Consider the following 24,717-nt stretch of genomic DNA (forward strand, 5'->3'; position numbering starts at 1 on the left):
TAGCCATCTGCCGGTCTGTATCGGTTAACAAATTGAGGAAGAAACATGTTTGCTGTAATTTTTGGTCGTCCTGGTTGTCCGTATTGTGTCCGTGCTAAAGAACTTGCTGAAAAACTGACTGCGGATCGCGATGATTTCAGTTTCCGCTATATCGATATTCATGCTGAAGGCATCACTAAAGCCGATCTTGAGAAAACTGTCGGTAAACCGGTTGAAACCGTTCCACAGATTTTCCTTGATGAAAAACATATCGGCGGTTTCACTGATTTTGAAGCCTACGCAAAAGAGCACCTTGATTTGTTCAAAAACGCGTAATCCGATCTGCTATACCCGTTATCATTCAAACGCTGTTATCTGCGACCTGAATCGTGACGGGTACAGGTGAGTCAACAGGCTGTTGACTCACCTGTACCTCCGCCTGCAACATTATTCCCGTATCCTCCCATCTTGTTATCCATTCCCTTTACTGTTCAAAAAAACGCCTGTTGATGTGTGTTATTCCGGTTGGTTGCTGGGATATAGTCAACTAGACTAGTAACAGGAATACTTCAGGCATAAAGACGTATGCATCATCATATTTGATGAATATTCATGCTATTGATACTTAACGGAGTATCATAAGTAGTCTGTCCGTCTTAAAAACAAAATAAACACATTATTTTCAAACAGATAGTGGAATAAGAAATCAAACCGTGAATATAAACGTGGCTGAGTTATTAAGTAACAATTACATTTTGTTATTGTTTGTCGTTCTGGCGCTGGGGCTTTGCCTCGGTAAGCTACGCTTTGGTCCGATACAACTGGGAAGTTCTATCGGGGTGCTGATCGTTTCATTACTTCTTGGTCAGCAGCATTTTACGATTAACACGGAGGTACTCAGTCTCGGTTTTATGCTGTTTATTTTTTGTGTCGGTATCGAGGCTGGCCCTAACTTCTTCTCAATTTTTTTCCGTGACGGTAAAAACTATCTCATCCTCGCCCTGGTGATGGTCGGCAGTGCGCTGCTTATCGCACTGGGTCTGGGCCGGTTATTTGGCTGGGATATCGGCCTCACCGCCGGGATGCTGGCTGGCTCCATGACCTCCACTCCGGTTCTGGTCGGTGCGGGTGATATTCTGCGCCATTCCGGTATGTCGGGCGTCCAGCTTGACTCAGCGCTGGATAATTTAAGCCTGGGTTATGCCCTGACTTACTTAATTGGCTTAGTGAGTCTGATTGTTGGCGCACGTTATCTGCCTAAATTACAGCATCAGGACTTACAAACCAGCGCGCAGCAGATTGCCCGTGAACGAGGCCTGGATACTGACTCCAGCCGTAAAGTCTACTTACCTATTATTCGTGCCTATCGTGTCGGACCTGAACTGGTTTCCTGGATAGACGGTAAAAATTTACGTGAACTGGGCATTCATCGTCAGACGGGCTGTTATATCGAACGCATTCGTCGTAACGGTATTCTGGCGAATCCGGACGGTGACGCCGTATTACAGATTGGTGATGAAATTTCTCTCGTTGGCTACCCGGATGCCCACTCACGCCTTGATGCCAGTTTCCGTAACGGGAAAGAAGTTTTTGACCGCGATCTGCTGGATATGCGCATTGTCACCGAAGAGATTGTGGTCAAAAATCATCATGCTGTCGGTCGCCGCCTTGGCCAGCTTAAACTAACCGATCAGGGCTGTTTCCTGAATAGGGTTATTCGTAGTCAGATTGAGATGCCAATTGACGATAATATCGTGCTCAATAAAGGCGATGTTCTGCAGGTAAGCGGTGATGCCAGGCGTGTAAAAAGAGTGGCCGAGCGCATTGGCTTTATTTCCGTCCACAGCCAAATCACCGACTTACTCGCCTTCTGTGCTTTCTTTATTATCGGCCTGATGGTCGGCATGATTACCTTCCAGTTCAGTAACTTCAGCTTTGGCATCGGTAATGCAGCAGGCTTACTCGCAGCAGGCATCATGCTGGGCTTCTTACGTGCTAACCACCCAACTTTTGGCTATATACCGCAGGGCGCACTCAATATGGTCAAAGAGTTTGGCCTGATGGTGTTTATGGCAGGGATTGGTTTAAGTGCCGGTAGCGGAATCAGTAATGGGCTGGGCGCTATAGGCGGACAAATACTGATTGCTGGTCTGATTGTCAGTCTGGTGCCGGTTATTCTCTGTTTCCTGTTCGGAGCCTATGTGTTGCGTATGAATCGCGCCCTGTTATTTGGTGCCATGATGGGCGCACGAACCTGTGCCCCGGCGATGGAAATCATTAGCGACACGGCTCGCAGTAATATCCCGGCGCTGGGCTACGCAGGCACCTACGCTATCGCCAATGTTCTGTTAACCCTGGCGGGAACCCTGATAGTGGTCATCTGGCCCGGATAGTACAAATAATTAGACATTTTTTATTTATCTGGCGAACTTTTTAGCAGCCTGCCAGTCTTAATTAATGCCACTGCTTTTCTTTGATGTCCCCAATTTGTGGAGCCCATCAACCCCGCCCATTCGGTTCAAGGTTGATGGGTTTTTTGTTGGCTGAAATTCTAGTTGCGCATCATTATTCAATTCTGCGCTGCTTCCTCTGGTACAACCGCCAGGACTATTTTGCGTTGTACGATATGGCTAATACCCTGCTCAACCAGCATATCCTGTATACCCGGATTCGTTGCTCCGGTATCTGAGTAGAGATGTTAATACAGCTAAAAATATCCTGAGATAAGAATTAAAAACCGCCTGTCTGGCAAATGTACAAATGTACTTATCCTTGGTAATCTACTCTCCCCTTTCTTCATTTACTGGTCGTCTTTCATGTCAGCAACGCAGAGAAAAGCCTTAAAACTGCGCACCTGGGCTCTGTTTACCTTCTTCTTTCTTCCCGGCTTAGTTATCGCATCATGGGTGACCCGAACTCCGGCTATCCGTGACACGCTTGATGTCTCTACCTCCGGGATGGGTATTGTCCTGTTCGGTCTGTCGATTGGCTCGATGGGTGGAATTTTATGTTCTGGCTGGCTGGTTAAACGTTTCGGAACCCGCACCATCATTCGTAGTGGCATGATACTGATGGTCATCGGTATGCTGGTAATGAGTCTGGCATTATTCTTAGCCAGTCCGTTCCTGTTTGCATTCGGGCTCGCGCTGCTGGGGTCTGGTCTGGGTTCTGCCGAAGTTGCCATGAATGTCGAAGGGGCGATTATTGAAAGTCTGATGAAAAAGACCGTTCTGCCAATGATGCACGGTTTTTTCAGTCTCGGTACCCTGGTTGGTGCCGCCATCGGTCTGACCCTGACGGCCTGGAATGTTATCTCCTGGGCCCACTTATTAGTGATTGGTTTACTGGTCATCGCACCCATTGCTATCGCACTAACTGTCGTTCCTCATGGAACGGGTAAAGACTCCCCGACAGATGATACAGCCAAAGAAGTGGTTGCCCATCGTCCATTTTATAAAGATACCCAACTGTTGTTGATTGGTTTTATTGTGCTGGCTATGGCATTTGCTGAAGGTTCCGCCAATGACTGGCTCCCTCTTCTGATGGTTGATGGTCACGGATTTAGCCCGACCTCCGGCTCACTGATCTATCTTGGCTTTACCCTGGGGATGACTATTGGCCGCTTTACCGGCGGCTGGTTTATTGACCGTTATAGTCGCGTAGCCGTTGTACGTGCTTGTGCCATCATGGGTATTCTCGGTATCGGGATGATTATCTTCGTCGATAACGACCTGATGGCGGGTGTTTCGGTTCTGCTGTGGGGCTTAGGTACATCACTTGGCTTCCCGCTGACCATTTCGGCTGCCGGTGATACCGGGCCTGATCCCGCAACGCGTGTCAGTGTCGTTGCCACCTCAGGATATATCGCATTCCTGGTCGGGCCTCCTCTGCTTGGCTTCCTCGGCGAACACTACGGATTGCGTTACGCGATGCTCGTCGTTCTGAGTCTGATGGTTATCGCCTCACTGGTTGCCAAAGCGGTTGCTAAACCACAATCTTCAGCGACCAGTGATGAAGGGAAAGTATCATGAGTATCAAGATTATTGCAGTCGATATGGATGGAACCTTTCTCAATGATGAGAAGCAATATAACCGGGAGCGGTTTGCCAGCCAGTACCAGGAAATGAAAGCCCGGGGTATTCGTTTTGTGGTTGCCAGCGGGAATCAGTATTTCCAGCTCGCCTCTTTCTTTCCTGAGATTGCCGACGAAATATCCTTTGTCTCCGACAATGGCGCCTGGGTCGTCAGCGAAGGAGAAGATTTATTTAATGCCGAACTTAGCCGTGAAGAGTTTTTAACTGTTGCCGACCACCTGCTGACGCAACCGCATCTTGATGTCATTGTTTCTGGTAAACAGTGCGCTTATACCCTGAATAGCTACAGCGATAGCTTCAAACAGCTTGCAGCCCATTTCTATCATCGCTTACAACTCGTCGATGATTTTTCAAATCTTGATGACTGTCTGTTTAAGTTTGCCATTAACTTACCGGACAGTCTGCTGGATGACACTATGGAGTCCCTGACGGATAAGCTGAAGGGCATTGTCGTTCCGGTGACCAGCGGCCATGGCTCTATCGATTTGATTATTCCCGGTGCACATAAAGCGAATGGCTTGCGAATTTTGCAAGAAAGATGGGGTATCAAAGACAGTGAAGTGGTGACATTCGGGGACGGCGGCAATGATATTGAAATGCTGCGTCAGGCCGGGTTTAGTTTTGCAATGGCGAATGCGCCGGAAAAAATTAAGCAAATTGCCCGTTACCAGACTGACCACTGCAATGAGCAAGGTGTGCTGAACATTATTGATAAAATTCTGAATAAAGAAGCACCTTTTCATTAGTTCTGGGAAAACAAGAAAGAATGGCTATCAAGATAATACCGGCTACAGCAGAGGATTACCCCGCGCTTACAGAACTCTGGGAAGCATCAGTGCGCGCAACGCATGATTTTCTGACTGAAACGCACATTAGTACACTGCGCAAGCAGATTCAGAATGTCTATATGCCGCAGCTACCACTCTGGATGGCGGTAAATGAAGCCGGTATCGTGCTGGGGTTTATTGCGTGCCACGAGAGACGTGTCGAAATGCTCTTTGTTTCGCCACAAAGTCGTGGGACAGGTACTGGAAAGGCTTTGATGCAATACGCTATTACAACGCTTGCAGCCAACGAAGTCGATGTTAACGAACAAAATCCGCAGGCGGTGGGGTTTTATTTACATATGGGGTTTGAATCGGTGGGGCGTTCAGAACTGGACGGTGAAGGTAACCCCTTCCCACTGCTACATCTCAGACTCCGTCAGTGCGGCTGATGCTATTGACTCTCCAGACTATCAGAATGGTGATAAAACCATTCTGATAGTCTGTGAGCATTCCAGCAACCTCTTGTCTCAAATGAGACCACGCTCTGCGCTGAATTTACGGAATAGTTCCAGCGTTTCTTCACTCACATGGTGTTCCACACCTTCAGCATCGATACGCGCCGTTTCGGGGCTCACACCTAAGGCAAGAAAGAAATTTTCCACAATACGATGACGTTCCCGACTTTGCTGTGCCAGTTTTTCGCCTTCCGGCGTTAAAAAGACACCACGCCACGGGATCTGCTCAATCAAACCCGCTGTAGCCAGTCGTTTTAACATCTTGGCGACTGTTGGCTGAGAGACTCCCAGACGTGCTGCCATATCCACCTGGCGCACCTCACCGACTTCATTTATTAAATCTGAAATTAGCTCAACATAATCATCAATCAGCTCACGACGATGGGCCTCACGTACTTGCCGGAAGCCTTCAACATGCTCCTCAATATTGGGTAATGGCATAACTTTTTCGTTATTTTTTTGCCCTGCCCTACGGCTCATAATGCTTCCTCTTCCAGTCACTTCAATATCGTCGTATGACGACGCAAGGCACTATTGTAAACCAGCATCGCATATCTACAAAAAAAACCCAAAATAGCCATAGCTATATAATATAGCCCATGCTATATCTGTATGTATTGCAGTCGCACTGTTTATCCGGTTATCGTTATCCGGCATAGCTAGCCCACAATCACATCGGGGGCACTTATGAACACATTAAAGAGGCATTTGAGCATGTTTATCAACTCACCTTTCCAGAACAGACTGATGTTGCTGACCGCTATCTGCAACTATCTGAGTAACAAAAACGTTCGTCAGCAAGACGAAGAAAAAGCGTAACGTCGGGCAGCACTCAGGCCCGACGGGCTTTCATCCCGGTCTTTTTATTCTCAAACACTGCCGTTGCCAGACTATCCTGCGTTATTGCTATTCACACTTCACCGCCTGTCGTCAATTCGAACATAACCGTCTGACTTTAGTCATCAGCATACCTCTCTGACTTAGCTGATAATGACAGAAATCACCTGTCTGTCACCTTACCTGACAATATTATGACAACAGATACGGATCTTTCGATTGCCGTAACAGCACTAAATTTATACTCATACCGCTTATTTTTACGCCAAAAAAAACACCCTGTCAGCAAAAGCTCACAGGGTGATATCTTTTTTTCATCCGCTTGGCTGCGGATACTTCATTTCATCAGTAAAGATGAATTAGAAGCTGTAACCTGCGCCAACAATCCAGGTACCAACGTCAACGTGACGAATACGGCTCTGCTCATAAGAGAAGTCCAGAGCTACGTTTTCGATTGGGTTGAACTGCAGACCAGCACCGTAAGAGAAGCCGTAGTCGCTGTTTGAGCTACGATCGAATACGTTTTGAACAGTCTGATATTTACCGTGACCCAGACCGATAACACCGTAAGCACTTACCCAATCATTCAGACGGTAAGCTGGACCTGCGGTAACACCGTAGTATTCACCTTTTGAATAAACACCACCACGGGTAGCGTCTTTTTCGATGTAGGTCAGAGAACCGATGTAACCCAGCGCGCTCTCGTTTTCATAGCGATACTTCAAGTTGAAGCCTTTCGCTTTGTTCAATTTGCCCTGCATGTCGCCCTGAGCATAACCCGCGGTTACAGTGCTGGTTGCTGCTGAAGCGGTGCCTGCAGAAAGAGTTAAAGCGAAAGCCAGTGCTGAAAGACATACAATTTTTTTCATAACAACCTCAAAAAAGCTCGAATAGGTCCAATTAAAACTTAATATTAAATATACCAAATTTTTTGAGAAACTCTTCGTAATTTGTGTTGTCTAAGGGCGCTCATGATGTAACATAAAGTTTCCATTAACAATTATGTTACTAAATTATCGAGTTTTTTTTAATTTTTCCTGGTTATTATCGGGCGATTACAAACACATGACATTCAGATGAATCTGAATTCAATTTGCCGAAAATATGACCAAAAAAACAATCAACCCGGCTAAATGACATTAATTCTCATTAATTAATGTCATGGTTTTACCGACGAATCATATACAGTGGCTGACTTACTATTTTTGCTACCGATATACCTTGAATAATTCATGACGCTTAATTTATGGCATGCACCACCTGAATCATCGGAGTTGCCTGCAAACACGTAGTGAAGACGGGTATCAATCTGAACAGGATAAAAATGCAACTTACTGCCGACAAAATGCCGCGCTGGTTACCTATTCTGGTACTGCTTATCGCCATGATCTCAATCCAGGGGGGAGCTGCACTCGCTAAGACGCTCTTCCCGCTGATTGGCCCGCAGGGCGTGACAGCGGTGCGTCTTGGGCTGGGTACACTTATACTGGTGATTGTCTTCAAACCCTGGCGTCTGCGTTTTAGTCCGGAGCAGCGTTTACCGCTATTCTTTTACGGTCTGGCACTTGGTTCAATGAACTATCTGTTCTATTTGTCGCTAAAAACGATCCCTTTAGGTATTGCTGTGGCACTGGAGTTTACCGGTCCGTTAGCGGTTGCCTTATTTGCCTCCCGCCGAGCCGTGGATTTTATCTGGGTTATTTTGGCTGTCGTCGGTCTGTGGTTTCTTCTGCCACTCGGCAAGGATATTGCGCATGTTGATTTAGCCGGAGCAGCCTATGCTTTAGGTGCTGGCGCCTGCTGGGCGGTTTACATTATCGCCGGACAAAAAGCCGGGGCTGAGCATGGTCCTGCAACCGTTGCAGCGGGCTCCTTGATTGCTGCAATCATTTTTGTCCCCCTTGGTGCACTGGAAGCCAGTAGCAGTATATTGACCTGGGCAGTACTCCCCATCGGACTCACTATTGCTGTTCTCTCCACGGCCTTGCCTTACTCACTGGAAATGATTGCACTCACACGCCTTCCGACACGTACTTTTGGTACTCTGATGAGCGTGGAACCCGCGCTTGCTGCACTCTCAGGTATTATTTTTTTGGGAGAACACCTGACCCTTATTCAGTGGACTGCTCTGTTCTTCATTATAGTGGCGTCAGCAGGCTCGACTCTCACCATAAAACCCGAATCAAAAATTACCCGCGTCGACGTCAATGAATAAATTGATGAGCAGAGAAAAAAGCGTACAAAATATCACCAGCGATAACATTCACTTACAATAATTAAGGTAATCTTAGAGCCAGCCCAAAATGTATTAATACGGGCTGGCGCATTGTAATAAAAACATCAGATCAATATTCACAACAAATCAAAATTATCATTAATAATAATCAATCCTATTCACACCAATAAACCACTTCACAAAAAATAAATAAATATCAAACGGTTACTTGATGAGACATTAAACATTGCGTTCATCAAAAAATATCCTGACACTATAATCATAATGTAAGAATAGCCGTTTATTTTTATCAACTTAATGCCAATCAGTAAAAACTATTTATTTGATAGGGCGAATCATCTCAGCAAGCTGAATTCAGCTGCTATACTTGTTCCTGTTAAATTTATTCATGCATCACAATCTAGAGGACAAGAAATTATGAGCACCGCTAAACTGGTAAAAAATAAATCGACTCCCCTGCTGTATACCCGCAATGATGTTAAAGATAGCGATAAGAAAGTCGCTATCGAGCAACTGAACCAACAGCTTGCTCTTTTCATAGACTTGTCACTGATTACCAAACAAGCACACTGGAATATGCGTGGCACCAATTTTATTGCTGTTCATGAAATGCTTGATGGATTCCGTACCGCACTGGTTGAACACCTGGATACTATGGCTGAGCGTGCCGTTCAACTCGGCGGCGTCGCCTTAGGAACCTCTCAAGTGATTAACTCAAAAACGTCACTGAAAAGTTATCCACTAGAAATTCATACCGTTCAGGATCATTTAAAAGAGTTGGCGGATCGTTATGCTATCGTCGCCAATGGCATTCGTGCTGCGATTACTGAAGCGACAGACGAAGATACGGCAGATATTTTCACCGCGGCTTCCCGCGACCTGGATAAATTCCTCTGGTTCATTGAATCAAATATCGAATAATCGTAAATCGTTACGCATTTACTCCCTCTTCCTCACGGAAGGGGGACGCACAATAATAGTGCACGAATAGCACAATCAGCCTAACAAATGTTGCAGATTTGTAATTGAGACCTCATAAAAACGTCAAATATGGATTGTTTTCACCCCTCGTTTCGCGGTAAAACTAGTTTCTGTCGTAATCTCTAGTTTATTGCACCAAGATAAAGCACCATTCCAGTGCATCATCATGAGCTTGCAACCTGTATAGTACAATGTTACAAATTCGCATCCTTGCAAAACAGCAAGTTGTAAATCTGGCACGAATATTTCATGGTGTGCAGGCTTACGTAGGGGATTGCCCCATTCAACAAAGGATATGCTATGAAGTCGATTTTTAAAGTGTCTCTGGCTGCACTCACTCTTGCCTTTGCAGTTTCTTCCCACGCTGCTGACAAGAAATTGGTCGTTGCGACTGATACCGCATTTGTTCCTTTTGAGTTTAAACAAGGTGATAAATATGTCGGTTTTGATATCGACTTATGGGACGCTATCGCTAAAGAATTAAAAGTAGATTATGACCTGAAACCTATGGATTTCAGCGGTATCATCCCTGCCCTGCAAACCAAAAACGTTGATGTTGCTCTGGCCGGGATCACTATTACCCCTGAGCGTCAAAAAGCTATCGACTTCTCTGATGGTTACTACAAAAGTGGTTTGCTGGTGATGGTTAAAGCAGACAACAACGACGTGAAAAGCGTTGCCGATCTTGACGGCAAAGTTGTCGCAGTAAAAAGCGGTACCGGTTCAGTAGATTATGCTAAGGCTAATATCAAAACTAAAGATCTGCGCCAGTTCCCGAATATCGATAATGCCTATATGGAACTCGGCACCAACCGTGCTGACGCCGTTCTGCATGATACCCCTAACATTCTCTATTTCATCCAGACTGCTGGCCAGGGTAAATTTAAAACCGTAGGCGAGTCACTGGAAGCCCAGCAGTATGGTATTGCCCTGCCTAAGGGTAGCGATGAACTGCGTGTGAAAATCAACGCCGCGCTGAAAACGCTGAAAGAAAACGGTACCTACAACGAAATTTATAAAAAATGGTTTGGTACAGAACCAAAATAACAATAATTTATAAAGCAGCACCTGAGGGGCGTTTTTCGCCCCTTATCATTTGAATCACGGTAAAGAACAGGAATACATCATGCAGTTTGATTGGAGTGCCATTTGGCCAGCCATTCCCCTTCTATTTGAAGGCGCCAAAATGACTCTGTGGATCTCGATCCTTGGGTTATGCGGTGGCTTAGTAATAGGTCTGGTAGCAGGCTTTGCTCGTATTTATGGTGGCTGGATAACCAACCATATCGCCCTCGTATTTATTGAAGTCATTCGTGGCACACCTATTGTTGTGCAAGTCATGTTTATCTATTTTGCCCTTCCTATGGCATTTGCTGACTTGCGTATCGACCCCATCAGTGCGGCAGTCGTCACCATTATGATCAACTCCGGTGCCTACATTGCGGAAATTACCCGTGGTGCGGTACTGTCGATTCATAAAGGTTTCCAGGAAGCAGGTCTGGCTTTAGGCTTATCTAAACGTGAAACAATTCGCCATGTGATTATGCCCCTGGCGCTGCGCCGTATGCTGCCACCATTAGGGAATCAATGGATCATCAGTATCAAAGATACTTCACTGTTTATCGTCATTGGCGTAGCTGAACTGACCCGTCAGGGACAGGAAATTATTGCCGGTAACTTCCGTGCGCTGGAGATTTGGAGTGCCGTTGCGGTCTTCTATCTGATTATTACTTTGATGTTGAGCTTCGTGCTGCGTCGCCTTGAAGGAAGGATGAAAATCCTGTGATTGAATTTAAAAATGTTTCTAAGCACTTTGGAAAGACACAAGTGCTGCATAACATCGACCTGAATATTACCAAAGGCGAGGTCGTGGTTATTATCGGCCCAAGTGGTTCGGGTAAATCAACCCTGCTACGTTGCATCAATAAACTGGAAGAGATAACCAGCGGTGATTTAATCGTCGATGGCCTGAAAGTTAATGATCCAAAAGTCGATGACCGCTTGATTCGTCAGGAAGCTGGTATGGTTTTCCAGCAGTTTTACCTGTTCCCGCATCTGACGGCGCTCGAAAACGTCGCCTTTGGCCCTCTGCGCGTCCGTGGTATGACAAAAGCACAGGCTGATGAACTGGCAAAAGAACTGCTGGCTAAAGTGGGTCTGGCTGAACGTGCGCACCACTATCCTTCTGAACTGTCAGGCGGACAACAGCAACGTGTTGCTATTGCTCGTGCTCTTGCGGTTAAACCGAAAATGATGCTGTTTGATGAGCCAACCTCAGCGCTTGATCCAGAACTGCGTCATGAAGTATTGAAAGTTATGCAGGATTTGGCAGAGGAAGGGATGACAATGGTTATTGTCACTCATGAAGTCGGTTTTGCTGCTAAGGTTGCTTCACGCTTAATCTTTATTGATAAAGGCCGAATTGCTGAAGATGGTGACCCACAACAGCTGATCGACAATCCACCGAGCGCACGTCTGCGCGAATTCTTACTGCACGTGGGTTAAATTGCTGCTTGAGAGCGAGTCTGGCGACTCGCTCTTTTTTTAAGCTGACTTTATCAAGCGGTGGCTCGGCGCTTAACCCAGCGAGCACGCTGCTCGTCATTCAAAAAGCTCCAGGCAATAAAACGGCTCTGCTTCTGCCCCTGCGCCATCTCTTTTTTAACGACTTTAACAACACCCGCTTCCTGCATCACTCTATAGAGCGCAGGCAAATGCTCACCTTTGGAGACGAGTGAGGTGAACCAGCGAACTTGAGAGCCAAAATTCCGACTTTCGTTAATCATCCGGCTGACAAAAGCCACTTCCCCGCCTTCGCACCATAATTCTTGCTGACGACCGCCAAAGTTCAAACTCGCCTGGGTAGTCTGACCCAGATTCCGTCGCTTACGTTCATTTTCCTGACGAGCACTTTGCGCAGAGTCGTGGAAAGGCGGATTACATAAAGTCGCATCGAAGGATTCATTTTTATGAATAATACCGGTAAAAATGTGCTCGCTCTCTTTCTGGCGGCGTAAACGGATCATACGCTGTAATGCCGGGTTAGCCTCCAGAATACGTGCAGCATTGCGCAATGCCTCACCGTCCGTCTCTGAGCCCGTAAAACGCCAGCCGTACTCATGCTGACCAATAAGCGGGTAAATACAGTTGGCCCCAACACCAATATCCAGTACCGACGCCTCTGAAGGAATTATTCCCTCATTATCTTCCGCCAGCAAATCTGCAAGATGGTGAATATAATCAGCACGTCCGGGTACAGGCGGGCACAGAAAACCCTCTGGAATATCCCAGGTATTAACCTGATAGAAACTGGCCAGTAATGCCTGATTTAGCGCCTTAACGGACTCAGGGTTCGCGAAGTCAATAGTGGTCTCACCATGAGGCCCCTGACGTAAAAAAGCGCTCAGTCCCGGGCTGGTTTGTGTTAACTCGGCAAAATCATAGCGATTCCGGTGGCGGTTACGAGGGTGCAGACCGGGTTTAGTCGCAGCAGGGGTTTTCATCAAAGCTTCTCCTAGTGTGGGCGCGTAAGATACTCTGCTCTTTAGTTCGGGTAAATACCCTAAATAATTCCAGTCACAGGTAGTACTCGTTCAGACGGCCTCTAAACGGCATCAACAATGACAGTTCCCCTGGCAGCTCAGGAGTTATTTGAACAGTATAGAGGCAGGTAACCCGGATGTTTTTCTTCTGCTGGCACCTGCTGCGCTACAGCTTTCTCCTGATATAGTTTTATTTATTGTTATACCTTTTGATAGTAGTTTTCAGTAAGAATGTACCCTCTGCCTTTAATGTAACCTTTATTTATTAACCTCATAATATGCCCAGCAACGGCTGAACGACTGATACCTAACATTTCTGCTATCTCTTGCTGCTGAATCAATGTATTTGTTTTTAATAATTTTAATATTTGTTTCTCTCTGTTAGTCATATTAGCCACCTCCTTATGTTTAACATTATCACTTAATTAATGTACGTTATTGTTTTGTCTTTTTATTTAAAAAATCACAATCAAAAGCATTGCAGACTCTGGATATATAAAAATTGCTGATAAATATAAATTGTCGTAATGAACATGTCATTACTTATTCATTTTAATATATTATCTAAGAATTTAATTTATCCAAATGATGCTAACCAATAAATAGGGAGGCAGCATACAAATTCATGTAACATTACGTACTACTGCTATTCTTATTTCAATAATGAATGTCAGAGCAATGATAACCCAGCATCATAAATTCATACTCAGCGCGCATGGATACAACACATTGATAATCATCAATTTTAAAATAATGGGGATAATTTAACTATATTACCGGTAATCTTAATAAGAAGAAATTCGGTGCGATAACCCTGCGCGCAAATACTCTATCATTATTTATATAACTGGCAAACACTCTCCGTAACAGTCAAATAAGATAGTCAAAAAAACTGAACCAGGCCATCAAATATATTATATTTTCAATCTCACATTACAATAGTAGTATGACTTCACAGATGAAAAACATTCCACCTGTAATGAGCCCTCCCCTTTGAGATAACCCTCCTCTACTGTCTTAAAGGTTATTTACCCTTGTAGTGTTCCATAATGCCCGTTGTCCCTTTTTGCCCACCTTCATCATGGTGGGCTTTTCTTTTGCATTAGCCACAACAGTAATATATTTCATTCATTGAAATTACCTCTCAAAGCAACAGGCAAATACCATATTGACTTATTAAAAAAATAGATAAAAATCGATGGGAATGGTACCAGAAAAAAAATATTCGTTAAATAGCTTTTAATTTCAATGAGTAACCAGATAGTCAAAAAAACTGAATCAGGTCATCAAATATATTAGATTTTGCATTCTATTATTGAATGGCAATATAACTCCATCGACGAAAACAACGTCACTTGAATGAAAAAATAGTACGGAAGGAATAGATGATGAAAATGATTAAATATGCAGCTACAGCTCTGATTCTTACTTCCCTCTCTTTTGGTGCTATGGCGACTGTGCACTCAGTGACTTCCGCTGAAGCGCAAAATCTGCAAAAGTCAGGTACGGTTGCAGTGACAGGGGCTTCAACTCTGGACTCGCTGGAAGCCAAACTGGCAGCTAAAGCTCAAGCAGCGGGTGCCAGAGCCTACTCTATTACCTCCGCTAACACGGATGGAAAAATGAGCGGTACAGCAGTAATTTACCAGTAAACCACGTTCCACCCTTGAGGTCGCAGTTTGTTGCAACTCTAAGGCCTGCTCCACCCTGATACTACCCTTGTTACCTTTATTGCCCATACTCTTTATAAGTATGGGCTTTTTTTTATTCTCTTAAAAATGACTAACCCGATAGTCTCAACATTATCGAAATATTGTTAACCTGTCACCTGCCCCCCCTTTCTTCCTTCTTTATATTCTCACTCACTGCGCTCAATAATAATAAGACAATTCCAATTGCTAACCACTCACTAACGCAAACACATCAAAAATAAAAAAATAACATGGCGTAAATAAACAACGTGGAGAAGTATAGAAATGTAATACCGCGTCATTTATATATTTATAGAATATATATTTAAATAATCACTCCATTTAAATCAGCAACTTACAAGACATCAAAAAAATTGAATCATGCAATCAAATAAATTTAATTTTCCTCGAAGTTATTTAATGCCACTATTATTCCATCGACGCAAATGACGTCACAAAATTTAAAATACAATAAAAGGAATAAATCATGAAAACGATTAAATATACTGCTGCAGCTCTGGTTCTTTCTGTTGTTTCTTTTGGTGCAATGGCCGCTGCCCAGCCAGTAACTTCTGCTGAAGCTCATAATTTGCAGCGTATGGGAAGTGTAGCCGTGACCGGTGCTTCAACTCTGGACTCTCTGGAAGCAAAACTGGCTGCTAAAGCTGAAGCTGCAGGCGCAAGCTCTTACGCTATCACTTCAGCTGATACCGACGGTAAAATGAGCGGCACTGCGGTTATCTATAAATAATAAGACTTATCCCTTAAGGTTGCCATTATCCTCTCAGCCTTAACGAAAGAGTGTTATGCAAAAAAACCACCATTGATATTCATGGTGGTTTTTTCTTTTTATCGCAATAATTGAAGTATGGGGATATTTTTTGTGTATTAGAAGATATCGCTCAGCCTGGCCATTCCCTGATCAAACGTTTCCACTTCTCCCGTTGCCAGCAAACAACAAGCCATTTGTATTTTCAATGATTCAGGAATGGCTTCGACGCCCGCCAGACAACGCTCAATCCAGCGTGCGGTGACTTCAGGATCTTTGCTTTCCGGTAAAGTGACCTCATTACCTGTCATACCTTGCTGTCTTTCACTCAGAATATGCGTTCCTTGCTTATTAACCAGCGCAATTTGCGGGCAACGCAATGGATTAGCATACACCTCCCCTTCGGTACCATGCATGACTAATGCACGGCCACCGATATCCGAGAAGAAAGTCCCGACTTTGGGTAAATATTCAGGATGGGAGACACTGGACAGACGTAATGCAGCATCCTCCGCAAACGGCGTCGCTAATTTTGCCAGGGTATGGGCGCTATTACGGACCCCCATTTGCCAGCGAAGTGCCAGTTGCTTTTCCATTGGCGGGCAGAAGGCACCGATGGGAATATACACCGGGTGCTTCGATTCAAGCTGGGCCTGAGCCTGCCCGGCATACTGAACCGGATGAATGCCCAACAGAGTAAAGACAGTTTCGGTCAAGACCCGGGTTGGATCCACGCTTATCCCATGTACGACAACGGGATAACCTAACTTACACAGTAGCATCGCTAGCAGCGGTGTTAAGTTAGCTTGTTTACGGGCGCCATTATAAGAAGGAATAACGACTGGCATCAGTTTGCCCGCAGGCGGAGTCAAACTGATGACCTGCCGCTGCATAGCAGCATAAAAACCCCGAAGCTCTTCTTCACCTTCCCCTTTGATACGCAGGGCAATTAAAATGCCCCCTAACTCAAGATCGGGCACTTCACCGTTAAGCATCTTGCCGTACAATTCATGTGCGGTAGCATAATCGAGATCTCTGGCATGGTTTTTCCCACGACCCACTTCTTTAATAATCTTGCGATAGTCCATGCAGACTCTCCTTATTATTTTTTGCCCACATTTTTACGCCGCCCCCGTGGTTTTGATTCAGGCGTCGTCGTTATCAGTTTGAATTCAGGCACAGCCGGCTGTATCAACGGGAAGACAGGCAGCGCCGCCAGTAACCGCTCACCATAGCGTTTACTGAGCAAACGACAATCATAAATAACTATCTCACCATAGCAGGCGTGGCTGCGAATTAAACGTCCTACTTGCTGTATTAAGTTAAAAGAGGCGCTGGGTAAGCTTTGCACTTCAAAAGGATAACGGTTAAGACTTTTTAGCCATTCACCTTCGGTAAGCACAACCGGGCTGTCTACCGGAGGAAAAGCAATTTTATGAATATGTACCTGAGTGAGTAATTCACCTTTCAGGTCAAGTCCCTCAGCGAAAGATTGCAGACCAATCAGAACACTGGTTTCCCCTTGTTCGATACGCTTACGATGCAATTCTACCAGCCGATAGCGCGGCTGATCCCCCTGAACCAGTAGCATTAAGCGCAGATCGGCAACATGGGTTAAAAATTGCTGCATAGCACGTCCGCTGGCAAACAGCACCAGCATCGCTTTATGCTCACCATTTTCCAGTTCAGCACGGAAAAATGCTGCCATTTCAGCAATATGTTCAGTTTCATTGGCCATCACGGGTTCAAAACGCATTTTAGGGATAACGATTTTACCCTGCTCAACATGGTTAAACGGCGAGTCGAGTGCAATAAAGCGATCGCCCGCTTTTTCACTCAGACCGGTCATCTCCTGTAAGCGGTCAAAGCGATTGAGTGAACGCAATGTTGCAGAGGTGACAACCACATGAGGCACCTTTCGCCAGAGGAGTTTTTCCAGCTGATTACTGACCCGAATACCGACACAGTGAAAAATAAGGTGGAACTGCCCTTCCCATTGTTCACGGGTCAGCCATTTTGTCACAGGTGCACCGGAGGCCTGTTCCATTGAGGCAAGTTTCCAGAGTTTACTTTGCGCTTCAAAATAGCCCAGCGCCCGGTTCATCTGTAACAGAGCACGATACAGACGCACAATATCGTGCTGGGCAGTTTTCTCACTTAAATCATTAAGCAGCGCCTCAGATAAACTCCGCAGCCCTTCCATCAGCTTTGCCAGTCGGAGGCAAATATCCGTCACTTGTTCGGGCAGCTGCCCCATTTCAAAACGATAATCTCCGATCTGACCTTCAGGTAACCAAGTCGATGCACAGGTATTAAACGCTTTCAGGAGCTCGTTAATTTCCTCGCAATGGAGTGCCAGACGCTCTGCTCGCGCCAGTGGTGGCGGGCTTTTCGGGCGAAACTGCGTCATACAGGTTTCTACCAGTTTACTGAACAAATCAAGCTGCAACAGACTATGGCCGGCCGTGATTTCAGCGCTCATCTCTAATGCGTCACGCGCAACATCCGCCAGATGATGCCCTTCATCCAGCACCAGTAGCATATTTTTGGCTTCGGGTAATACCGCATCACTTTCCAGGGCGGCCATCACTAAAGCATGGTTTGCTACCACGACTTCGGCATCATCAATTTCCCTGCGCGCGAGGAAAAAGGGGCAAAATTTATACCAGTGACAATTGCGCCCCAGGCAGCTGGCTTTGTCGGTACTCAGTTTACGCCATAGCTCATCGCTGATGACCTCATCAGTATGATCCCGCAGTCCATCCCATTTAAAGTTATCGAGGCTGGTTTGTAGTTTAGCGCAGCGCTGTTGCTCTTCTTTACTGCTCGGGGCAAGCTCATCTTCAAGAAATGCCAGCAAATCACTCTGGGTTTGATTATCAGTCGCCAGTGCTGAAAGATTTCTCGGGCAGACATAGCGTCCGCGGCCAAACGCAGCGGTGAATTTTAAATCCGGAATGATTTTACGTAGCAGCGGTAAGTCTTTACTGAAGATTTGATCCTGTAGAGCAACGTTCGCGGTACTTACTACCAGTTTTTTTTGCTCTGAACGCGCCACAGCAATACCCGGAATCAGGTAAGAGAAGGTTTTACCTACACCCGTCGGGGCTTCAATGGCTAAATGACGTCCTTCATCCCCTGCCAGCGTTTTAGCCACTTCAGCTATCATCTGGCGCTGGGGAGCCCGCGGAATAAAATCCGCTATCTGCTGTTGCAAGCCCTTATACCAGGCACCTATTTGCGCTTTCTGCGCGGACGACAAAGCCATGAACACCCTACTCACTGTATAAACAACCACTATTGTTTCATTTTTCGGGGCCTGACTGTAGCTTTATTTATACCACCTACCGCTTAAGAGCAAACAGCCTGCTGATTATCAATCGGCTTGACCCATGACAAAGCAGAGCCCGTTTTCCTGTCGCTATAATCGTGGCTCTTTTATTCTTCCCAAATAATTCGAGTCGCTTGTCGCGCCGCATTTATCAGCCGTCAGAGCAACTTGAAGTATGACGGCTATACAGGTAACTCGCAGTGGACTATCAATTAAATATCGACTGGGCTGAATTTTTAGCCACTTACTGGCAAAAGAAACCGGTTATTCTTAAAAATGCCTTGCCTGGTTTTATCGATCCTATTAGTCCTGATGAACTCGCGGGCCTGGCGATGGAAAATGAAATCGACAGCCGCCTGGTCAGCTTTACCGACGGTAAATGGCACGCCAGCCACGGGCCTTTTGAAGAGTTTGATAACCTGGGTGAGAGTCACTGGTCGTTACTGGTCCAGGCGGTAAACCACTGGCACATGCCTGCGGCAGAACTGATAAAACCTTTTCGGGCGTTACCTGACTGGCGTCTTGACGATCTCATGATCTCCTTCTCTGTTCCGGGAGGTGGCGTCGGCCCGCATATCGATAATTACGATGTGTTTATCATTCAGGGCATGGGCAGTCGCCGCTGGCGAGTGGGTGACAAACTGCCTATGAGACAGTTTTGTCCACACCCTGCTTTGCTTCATGTCGACCCGTTCACACCGATTATTGATGACGATTTAGCACCTGGCGATATTCTCTATATTCCACCAGGCTTTCCACATGACGGTTATAGCCACCAGACCTCTCTCAACTATTCGGTCGGTTTTCGTGGCCCGAATAGCCGGGACTTGATAAGTAGTTTTGCCGACTATGTTCTGGAAAATGATTTTGGCGGCGATCACTACGAAGATCCTGAACTCAGATTGCGTGATAATCCAGGCCGCATAGAAGCGAGTGAAGTGGATAGAATCAGAAGTATGATGACCGTTCTGATTCAGCAACCTGAAGCCTTTAATCAATGGTTCGGAAGCTTTATTACCACGCCTCGCCATGAACTGGATATCGCTGCCGCAGAGCCGCCTTATACCGCAAGTGAAGTCGCGGCCGCTTTACGCGAGGGCGAAGAGCTGATTCGTCTGAGTGGATTACGCGTACTGGAAATTGAGAACGCCTGTTTTGTTAACAGCGAACCGCTGGAAATCAGCCATCAGAAAGCTGCCAGCGCGTTATGTTGCTTTACCCGTCTAAGCCGTACAGAACTGGGTGATGCTCTGGAAGACCTGCAATTTATTAATCAACTCACCGCCCTGATTAATCAGGGATACTGGTATTTTGATGACTAATTAAAGCTTGATTGAAGCGTGTTACTCAGCACGCTTCATAAAAACCCCTCCAGACAGGCAGATAAACAGGAATAGCTCCCATTAAGCATTAAAAGGTTCATTTACTCCCCAATTTCCCTTTATAATCGCGGTATCAAGCGATGGAGCAAAAAATGAAATTGTCGAAAATTGTGCTGGTAAGCGGAATGGTTGTTATGGCTCTGGGCGGGATCAGTGGAGTTATGCTGGCCGGTTATATCATTATTGTGCGTGCGGTTTAATAACCCACGCGGCGATACCCCATAACTACAAGCCCCCTCTGAATTCTGTCTGCTGATTAGATATAAGCCATACCCAACGGGTATGGCTTGTCAGAAACTTACTCTAAAGTAAATTCACCCTGTTTCACTTGCTCTGAATCCAGACCAACAAAGACATTAAATTTGCCCGGCTCTGCGGCAAATTTCATTTTTGCATTCCAGAATTTCAGTGCATCGATATCAATCGGGAAGCTTACCGTCTGACTTTCACCGGGTTTTAACGTGACCTTGGTAAAGCCCTTCAGCTCTTTAACCGGGCGGCTCATTGAAGCAGTAACATCTTGCAGATACATCTGCACAACGGTAGCGCCTTCAACTTTACCGGTGTTAGTCACGGTCACGCGAGCATCCACGCTGCCATCAGCTTTCATAACCGGTGAAGACATTTTCACATCAGACAGAGTAAAACTGGTATAGCTCAGGCCATAACCAAATGGATAAAGCGGCCCTGTAATTTCATCAAAATAACGTGAAGTATACTTGTTAGGCTTCTCAGGATTGAAAGGCCGGCCGGTATTCAGGTGATTATAATAAGTAGGAACCTGCCCTACTGAACGCGGGAACGACATCGGTAATTTGCCCGATGGATTATAGTCACCGAAAAGCACGTCGGCGATGGCATTACCGCCCTCGGTACCACTGTACCAGGTTTCCAGCATCGCATCGGCTTGCTTGTCTTCATTCACCAAGGCCAGTGGGCGTCCATTCATCAGCACCAGTACCAACGGCTTACCGGTAGTTTTCAGGGCAGTAATCAGGTTACGCTGGCTAAGGGGTAAAGTCAGATCGGTACGGCTGGAGGCTTCATGCGCCATGCCCTGGGCTTCACCCACCACGGCGACAATAACGTCCGATTTTTTTGCTACTTCAAGGGCTTCATCAATCATCTGCTGTTCAGAACGCGGGTCTACGACAACGGCAGGTTCATACTGATTAAGAAACTCAACAATCGCTTTATCATTGGTAACGTTCGAACCTTTGGCATACAGCACGGTGCCCTCAGGTCCGATAGCATTTTTGATGCCCTCTAATGCCGTCACGGATTGCGCAGCAACGCCCGCCGCTGACCAGCTACCCATAGCGTCACGTTTACTGTCAGCTAGCGTTCCAATGACCGCAACCTTGGTATTTTTGTTTAACGGCAGAGTTTGTTGCTCGTTTTTCAGCAAGACCATACTTTCCCGGGCAACGCTACGTGCTTCTGCGCGATGGAGACGACTTTCCGCGTTGGTGTCAACCGGATCAGAACCGACCGGCCCAAGATGACTGTAGGGATCGTTAAACAGACCCATATCATATTTCACATTCAGAACGTGCCGTGCTGCATCGTCAAGATCGGCCATTGAAACTTCACCGCTCTTCACTAATTCTGGTAAGTATTTGCTGTAATACTCGTCGCTCATACTCATATTCACGCCAGCTTTCAGCGCTACGCGTACCGCATCTTTAGGGTCACTGGCTACGCCGTGTTTAATCAGTTCTTTAATCGCACCGTGATCGGAAATAGTGATGCCGGTAAACTTCCAGTCATCACGTAAAACCTCTTTCAGTAACCAGGTATCTGCGGCGGCCGGAGTCCCATTCAGGGAGTTAAGTGCCACCATCACACCACCACTACCGGCATCAAGGGCAGCTTTGAAAGGCGGCAGATAGTCATTAAATAAACTCTGCATGCTCATATCAACGCTGTTGTACTCTTTACCACCTTCCACTGCGCCGTAAGCGGCAAAGTGTTTAACACTGGTCATGACCGAGTGGCGGTCTGCCGGGCTTTTACCCTGCATAGCTTTAACCATGGTGCTACCCATCACCGAGGTCAAATAGGTATCCTCACCAAACCCTTCAGAGACACGGCCCCAGCGAGGATCGCGGGAAACATCAACCATCGGCGCCCAGGTCATATTCAGACCGTCATCAGCCGCTTCATAGGCTGAAACACGTCCAACGGTATTGACGGCATCAAGGTTAAAGGACGAAGCCAATCCAAGGCTTATCGGAAACACGGTACGCTGCCCGTGCAGAACATCGTAGGCAAAAAAGAGAGGAATTTTCAGGCGGCTTAATTCCATAACCTGATCCTGCATAACGCGAATATCCTGACGCGTTACCGTATTGAAAATAGCCCCAACCTGACCGACCTTGATCATCTCGCGAATATCTTCTTTCGGCGTGCCGGGGCCGACGCTAATTAAGCGTAGCTGACCAATTTTTTCATCCAGCGTCATTTTCTTAAGTAAATCGGTCACAAATGCATCACGCGCTTCGGGGGTTAATGGATGCTGGGTAAGCATCTCATTGGCCAGAGCTGGCTGCAGAGCCAGACTTACTGCAATACCTACAGAACAGAGCCATTTCATCGGATTTATTCTCTTCTATCCATGCTACGTTGAGGCCTGCAGTTTGCCACATTGCCAGCACAGGAAGAAGGGCAAAGCTCCGACTCTCTGATGTTTTAGGTGTGATTTAGCATTGCAACTGGCTTTTTCAGCGCTATGCTAAACAGTCATAATTTTATGCCTCACAAGGAGTGGACATGTCTGTTCGAAATACTGTTGATAATAAGACATTGATAAAAGACCTTACCAGTCAGGTTGGTTCGCAGCATGTATTAACCAGCCCGGCCAAAACAGCCCGCTATCGTAAAGGTTTCCGCTCCGGGCAAGGCGATGCTCTGGCCGTGGTCTTCCCGGGATCGCTGCTGGAATTATGGCGCGTACTCAGTCTCTGCGTGGCGGCTGATAAAATTATTCTGATGCAGGCGGCCAATACCGGTCTGACGGAAGGTTCGACCCCCAATGGTAATGACTATGACCGTGAGATAGTGATTATCAGCACCCGTCGTCTGGATAAACTGCAGTTACTGGGTGAAGGTGAGCAGGTACTTGCTTTCCCGGGCAGCAGCCTGTATCAACTGGAAAAAGCACTGAAACCTCTTGGTCGTGAACCACACTCAGTGATTGGTTCTTCCTGTATTGGCGCTTCCGTGATTGGCGGGGTATGTAATAACTCCGGTGGCTCACTGGTACAACGTGGCCCAGCCTATACCGAGATGGCGCTCTATGCGCGGATTAACGAGCAAGGTAAATTAACCTTGGTTAACCATCTGGGGATTGATTTAGGGACCACCCCGGAGCAGATCCTCGGCAAACTCGACGACGAACAGATTAAGCCCGAAGATGTGAAACATGATGGTCGCCAGGCTTCAGATAGTGAATACGCACAGCGCGTACGTGATGTCGAAGCCGATACCCCCTCACGTTTTAATGCCGATCCGGGTCGTCTGTTTGAAGCCTCAGGTTGTGCGGGTAAACTGGCTGTTTTCGCCGTCCGTCTGGATACTTTCCCCAGCGAAAAACAAAATGAAGTCTTTTATATCGGTACCAATAATCCCAATGTTCTGACCGAAATCCGCCGTCATATCCTCGCTAACTTTAAGCATTTGCCGGTCGCGGGTGAATATATGCATCGTGATATTTACGATATTGCCGCGGTTTACGGTAAAGATACCTTTATGATGATTGATAAACTCGGCACCGACAAAATGCCGCTGTTTTTTAATCTGAAAGGACGCGCTGATGCGCTACTGGAGAAGGTGCCCTTTGTGAAGCCTTATTTCACCGATCGCTTTATGCAACGCCTTTGTTCTCTGGCCCCGGCACATTTGCCGCTGCGCATGAAACAATACCGGGATAAGTATGAGCACCATTTACTGCTGAAGATGTCGGGTGAAGGTATTCAGGAGGCGCGTGACTGGCTGAATCACTATTTTCAAGAAGCCGAGGGCAACTTCTTTGTTTGTACAGCGCAAGAAGGGGCGAAAGCGTTTCTGCATCGTTTTGCCGCAGCCGGAGCGGCTATTCGTTACCATGCGGTCCACGCTGATGAAGTTGAGGATATCCTGGCGCTGGATATTGCCCTGCGTCGTAATGATACCGAATGGCTGGAGCAGTTACCGCCTGAAATCAGTGATAAAATCAGTCACAGTCTCTATTACGGACACTTTATGTGCCATGTATTCCACCAGGATTATATTGTCAAAAAAGGGGTCGATGCTCACGAATTAAAAGCACAGATGCTCGAATTATTAAGTCAGCGTGGAGCACAATATCCGGCAGAACATAACGTCGGACATTTATATCAGGCTCCCGAGGAGCTGGTGCAGTTCTATCAGAGTAATGACCCGACCAACAGCATGAACCCGGGCATAGGGAAAACCAGTAAATATAAAGGCTGGGCGGAATGTGGTTGCTCACATTCTCACGATGGCGAAGCGACTGCCGCGAAGTCCACGCATTAATCATTAACGACAGCAATGTGCCAAGCGGGGTGGTGACGTAATCACCCCGCATTTTTT

The 24,717-nt window shown here is 46.3% G+C and carries 23 protein-coding genes and 1 pseudogene; 17 read left to right on the top strand and 7 right to left on the bottom strand.

The window, feature by feature from the left end; translation table 11 throughout:
• Positions 1-45 precede the first annotated feature (45 nt).
• The 6 genes from M2387_RS06825 to M2387_RS06850 all read left to right on the top strand — a co-directional run bounded on the left by M2387_RS06825 (position 46) and on the right by M2387_RS06850 (position 5,289).
• Complete coding sequence (locus M2387_RS06825; protein ID WP_259048076.1) at positions 46-315, top strand: GrxA family glutaredoxin; 270 nt, start codon at positions 46-48, stop codon at positions 313-315.
• Positions 316-692: 377 nt separating this feature from the next.
• On the top strand, positions 693-2,372 hold the full coding sequence (locus M2387_RS06830) for an aspartate:alanine antiporter (protein ID WP_259048078.1): 1,680 nt from the start codon (positions 693-695) through the stop codon (positions 2,370-2,372).
• A 146-nt stretch (positions 2,373-2,518) separates the two neighbouring features.
• Positions 2,519-2,668 (top strand): hypothetical protein, encoded by a 150-nt coding sequence (locus tag M2387_RS06835; RefSeq protein WP_259048079.1) that lies wholly within the window; start codon positions 2,519-2,521, stop codon positions 2,666-2,668.
• 127 nt (positions 2,669-2,795) lie between these two features.
• Positions 2,796-4,010, top strand: a complete 1,215-nt coding sequence (locus tag M2387_RS06840; RefSeq protein WP_259048080.1) for an MFS transporter — start codon at positions 2,796-2,798, stop codon at positions 4,008-4,010.
• A complete protein-coding gene (locus M2387_RS06845) occupies positions 4,007-4,819 on the top strand; it encodes a Cof-type HAD-IIB family hydrolase (RefSeq protein WP_259048081.1) in 813 nt (270 codons plus the stop codon). Before M2387_RS06840 ends, M2387_RS06845 begins: the two co-directional genes overlap by 4 nt.
• 26 nt (positions 4,820-4,845) lie before the next feature.
• Complete coding sequence (locus M2387_RS06850) at positions 4,846-5,289, top strand: acetyltransferase (RefSeq protein WP_409039537.1); 444 nt, start codon at positions 4,846-4,848, stop codon at positions 5,287-5,289.
• A 78-nt stretch (positions 5,290-5,367) separates the two neighbouring features.
• Here M2387_RS06850 and mntR read toward each other — a convergent pair whose 3' ends face one another.
• Positions 5,368-5,835: a manganese-binding transcriptional regulator MntR gene (mntR, locus tag M2387_RS06855; protein ID WP_259048083.1), complete on the bottom strand. Its 468-nt coding sequence runs from the start codon at positions 5,833-5,835 to the stop codon at positions 5,368-5,370.
• A gap of 207 nt (positions 5,836-6,042) precedes the next feature.
• Between mntR and mntS the strand changes: the two genes are divergently transcribed.
• Positions 6,043-6,174: a manganase accumulation protein MntS gene (gene mntS, locus M2387_RS06860; RefSeq protein WP_259048084.1), complete on the top strand. Its 132-nt coding sequence runs from the start codon at positions 6,043-6,045 to the stop codon at positions 6,172-6,174.
• A gap of 377 nt (positions 6,175-6,551) precedes the next feature.
• Here mntS and ompX read toward each other — a convergent pair whose 3' ends face one another.
• The gene (gene ompX / locus M2387_RS06865) at positions 6,552-7,061 is read right to left on the bottom strand and encodes an outer membrane protein OmpX (RefSeq protein ID WP_259048086.1); all 510 of its coding nucleotides are present in this window, start codon (positions 7,059-7,061) and stop codon (positions 6,552-6,554) included.
• 455 nt (positions 7,062-7,516) lie between these two features.
• Between ompX and rhtA the strand changes: the two genes are divergently transcribed.
• From rhtA to glnQ, 5 genes are all read left to right on the top strand, one after another.
• The gene (gene rhtA, locus M2387_RS06870; protein WP_259048087.1) at positions 7,517-8,407 is read left to right on the top strand and encodes a threonine/homoserine exporter RhtA; all 891 of its coding nucleotides are present in this window, start codon (positions 7,517-7,519) and stop codon (positions 8,405-8,407) included.
• 438 nt (positions 8,408-8,845) lie between these two features.
• The gene (gene dps, locus M2387_RS06875; protein WP_259048088.1) at positions 8,846-9,349 is read left to right on the top strand and encodes a DNA starvation/stationary phase protection protein Dps; all 504 of its coding nucleotides are present in this window, start codon (positions 8,846-8,848) and stop codon (positions 9,347-9,349) included.
• A 360-nt stretch (positions 9,350-9,709) separates the two neighbouring features.
• Complete coding sequence (gene glnH, locus M2387_RS06880; RefSeq protein WP_259048089.1) at positions 9,710-10,456, top strand: glutamine ABC transporter substrate-binding protein GlnH; 747 nt, start codon at positions 9,710-9,712, stop codon at positions 10,454-10,456.
• A gap of 79 nt (positions 10,457-10,535) precedes the next feature.
• Positions 10,536-11,195: a glutamine ABC transporter permease GlnP gene (glnP, locus tag M2387_RS06885; protein ID WP_259048090.1), complete on the top strand. Its 660-nt coding sequence runs from the start codon at positions 10,536-10,538 to the stop codon at positions 11,193-11,195.
• Complete coding sequence (gene glnQ / locus M2387_RS06890; protein WP_259048091.1) at positions 11,192-11,914, top strand: glutamine ABC transporter ATP-binding protein GlnQ; 723 nt, start codon at positions 11,192-11,194, stop codon at positions 11,912-11,914. Before glnP ends, glnQ begins: the two co-directional genes overlap by 4 nt.
• Positions 11,915-11,967: 53 nt before the next feature.
• On the opposite strand, the gene rlmF is transcribed toward glnQ, so the two are convergent.
• Both rlmF and M2387_RS06900 read right to left on the bottom strand, forming a co-directional pair.
• The gene (rlmF, locus tag M2387_RS06895) at positions 11,968-12,912 is read right to left on the bottom strand and encodes a 23S rRNA (adenine(1618)-N(6))-methyltransferase RlmF (RefSeq protein WP_259048092.1); all 945 of its coding nucleotides are present in this window, start codon (positions 12,910-12,912) and stop codon (positions 11,968-11,970) included.
• A 251-nt stretch (positions 12,913-13,163) separates the two neighbouring features.
• Positions 13,164-13,340: pseudogene (locus M2387_RS06900) on the bottom strand (winged helix-turn-helix transcriptional regulator); the annotation flags it as partial.
• Positions 13,341-14,339: 999 nt separating this feature from the next.
• Between M2387_RS06900 and bhsA the strand changes: the two are divergent.
• Positions 14,340-14,603, top strand: a complete 264-nt coding sequence (bhsA, locus tag M2387_RS06905) for a multiple stress resistance protein BhsA (protein ID WP_259048341.1) — start codon at positions 14,340-14,342, stop codon at positions 14,601-14,603.
• A 526-nt stretch (positions 14,604-15,129) separates the two neighbouring features.
• Entirely contained in the window at positions 15,130-15,393 is a 264-nt protein-coding gene (gene ybiJ / locus M2387_RS06910; RefSeq protein ID WP_259048093.1) for a DUF1471 family protein YbiJ, read from the top strand.
• Between the two features lie 137 nt (positions 15,394-15,530).
• Here ybiJ and ybiB read toward each other — a convergent pair whose 3' ends face one another.
• On the bottom strand, positions 15,531-16,499 hold the full coding sequence (gene ybiB / locus M2387_RS06915) for a DNA-binding protein YbiB (RefSeq protein ID WP_259048094.1): 969 nt from the start codon (positions 16,497-16,499) through the stop codon (positions 15,531-15,533).
• A gap of 14 nt (positions 16,500-16,513) precedes the next feature.
• Entirely contained in the window at positions 16,514-18,679 is a 2,166-nt protein-coding gene (gene dinG, locus M2387_RS06920; protein ID WP_259048096.1) for an ATP-dependent DNA helicase DinG, read from the bottom strand.
• A gap of 263 nt (positions 18,680-18,942) precedes the next feature.
• Between dinG and M2387_RS06925 the strand changes: the two genes are divergently transcribed.
• Both M2387_RS06925 and M2387_RS06930 read left to right on the top strand, forming a co-directional pair.
• Positions 18,943-20,064, top strand: a complete 1,122-nt coding sequence (locus tag M2387_RS06925) for a ribosomal protein uL16 3-hydroxylase (RefSeq protein ID WP_259048098.1) — start codon at positions 18,943-18,945, stop codon at positions 20,062-20,064.
• 152 nt (positions 20,065-20,216) lie between these two features.
• Positions 20,217-20,324 carry a hypothetical protein gene (locus M2387_RS06930; protein WP_259048099.1) on the top strand — a complete coding sequence of 36 codons (108 nt, stop codon included), beginning with the start codon at positions 20,217-20,219 and terminating at the stop codon, positions 20,322-20,324.
• A gap of 98 nt (positions 20,325-20,422) precedes the next feature.
• Here the strand turns inward: M2387_RS06930 and bglX are convergent, their stop codons facing one another.
• Entirely contained in the window at positions 20,423-22,720 is a 2,298-nt protein-coding gene (gene bglX / locus M2387_RS06935) for a beta-glucosidase BglX (RefSeq protein WP_259048100.1), read from the bottom strand.
• Between the two features lie 176 nt (positions 22,721-22,896).
• Here bglX and dld point away from each other — a divergent pair, with 176 nt between their 5' ends.
• Positions 22,897-24,660: a D-lactate dehydrogenase gene (gene dld, locus M2387_RS06940; protein WP_259048101.1), complete on the top strand. Its 1,764-nt coding sequence runs from the start codon at positions 22,897-22,899 to the stop codon at positions 24,658-24,660.
• Positions 24,661-24,717: the final 57 nt, after the last annotated feature.

This window comes from Klebsiella sp. BIGb0407, assembly GCF_024807845.1.
GTDB lineage: Bacteria > Pseudomonadota > Gammaproteobacteria > Enterobacterales > Enterobacteriaceae > JGM124.

Excerpts from the sequence above, each read along its gene's own strand:
- M2387_RS06845 (WP_259048081.1), top strand. The coding sequence starts at position 4,007 with ATGAGTATCAAGATTATTGCAGTCGATATGGATGGAACCTTTCTCAAT.
- rhtA (WP_259048087.1), top strand. The coding sequence starts at position 7,517 with ATGCAACTTACTGCCGACAAAATGCCGCGCTGGTTACCTATTCTGGTA.
- glnH (WP_259048089.1), top strand. The coding sequence starts at position 9,710 with ATGAAGTCGATTTTTAAAGTGTCTCTGGCTGCACTCACTCTTGCCTTT.
- glnP (WP_259048090.1), top strand. The coding sequence starts at position 10,536 with ATGCAGTTTGATTGGAGTGCCATTTGGCCAGCCATTCCCCTTCTATTT.
- ybiJ (WP_259048093.1), top strand. The coding sequence starts at position 15,130 with ATGAAAACGATTAAATATACTGCTGCAGCTCTGGTTCTTTCTGTTGTT.
- M2387_RS06930 (WP_259048099.1), top strand. The coding sequence starts at position 20,217 with ATGAAATTGTCGAAAATTGTGCTGGTAAGCGGAATGGTTGTTATGGCT.
- dld (WP_259048101.1), top strand. The coding sequence starts at position 22,897 with ATGTCTGTTCGAAATACTGTTGATAATAAGACATTGATAAAAGACCTT.
- mntS (WP_259048084.1), top strand. The coding sequence starts at position 6,043 with ATGAACACATTAAAGAGGCATTTGAGCATGTTTATCAACTCACCTTTC.
- bglX (WP_259048100.1), bottom strand. The coding sequence starts at position 22,720 with ATGAAATGGCTCTGTTCTGTAGGTATTGCAGTAAGTCTGGCTCTGCAG.
- rlmF (WP_259048092.1), bottom strand. The coding sequence starts at position 12,912 with ATGAAAACCCCTGCTGCGACTAAACCCGGTCTGCACCCTCGTAACCGC.
- ompX (WP_259048086.1), bottom strand. The coding sequence starts at position 7,061 with ATGAAAAAAATTGTATGTCTTTCAGCACTGGCTTTCGCTTTAACTCTT.
- dps (WP_259048088.1), top strand. The coding sequence starts at position 8,846 with ATGAGCACCGCTAAACTGGTAAAAAATAAATCGACTCCCCTGCTGTAT.
- M2387_RS06825 (WP_259048076.1), top strand. The coding sequence starts at position 46 with ATGTTTGCTGTAATTTTTGGTCGTCCTGGTTGTCCGTATTGTGTCCGT.
- mntR (WP_259048083.1), bottom strand. The coding sequence starts at position 5,835 with ATGAGCCGTAGGGCAGGGCAAAAAAATAACGAAAAAGTTATGCCATTA.
- ybiB (WP_259048094.1), bottom strand. The coding sequence starts at position 16,499 with ATGGACTATCGCAAGATTATTAAAGAAGTGGGTCGTGGGAAAAACCAT.
- M2387_RS06840 (WP_259048080.1), top strand. The coding sequence starts at position 2,796 with ATGTCAGCAACGCAGAGAAAAGCCTTAAAACTGCGCACCTGGGCTCTG.
- dinG (WP_259048096.1), bottom strand. The coding sequence starts at position 18,679 with ATGGCTTTGTCGTCCGCGCAGAAAGCGCAAATAGGTGCCTGGTATAAG.
- bhsA (WP_259048341.1), top strand. The coding sequence starts at position 14,340 with ATGAAAATGATTAAATATGCAGCTACAGCTCTGATTCTTACTTCCCTC.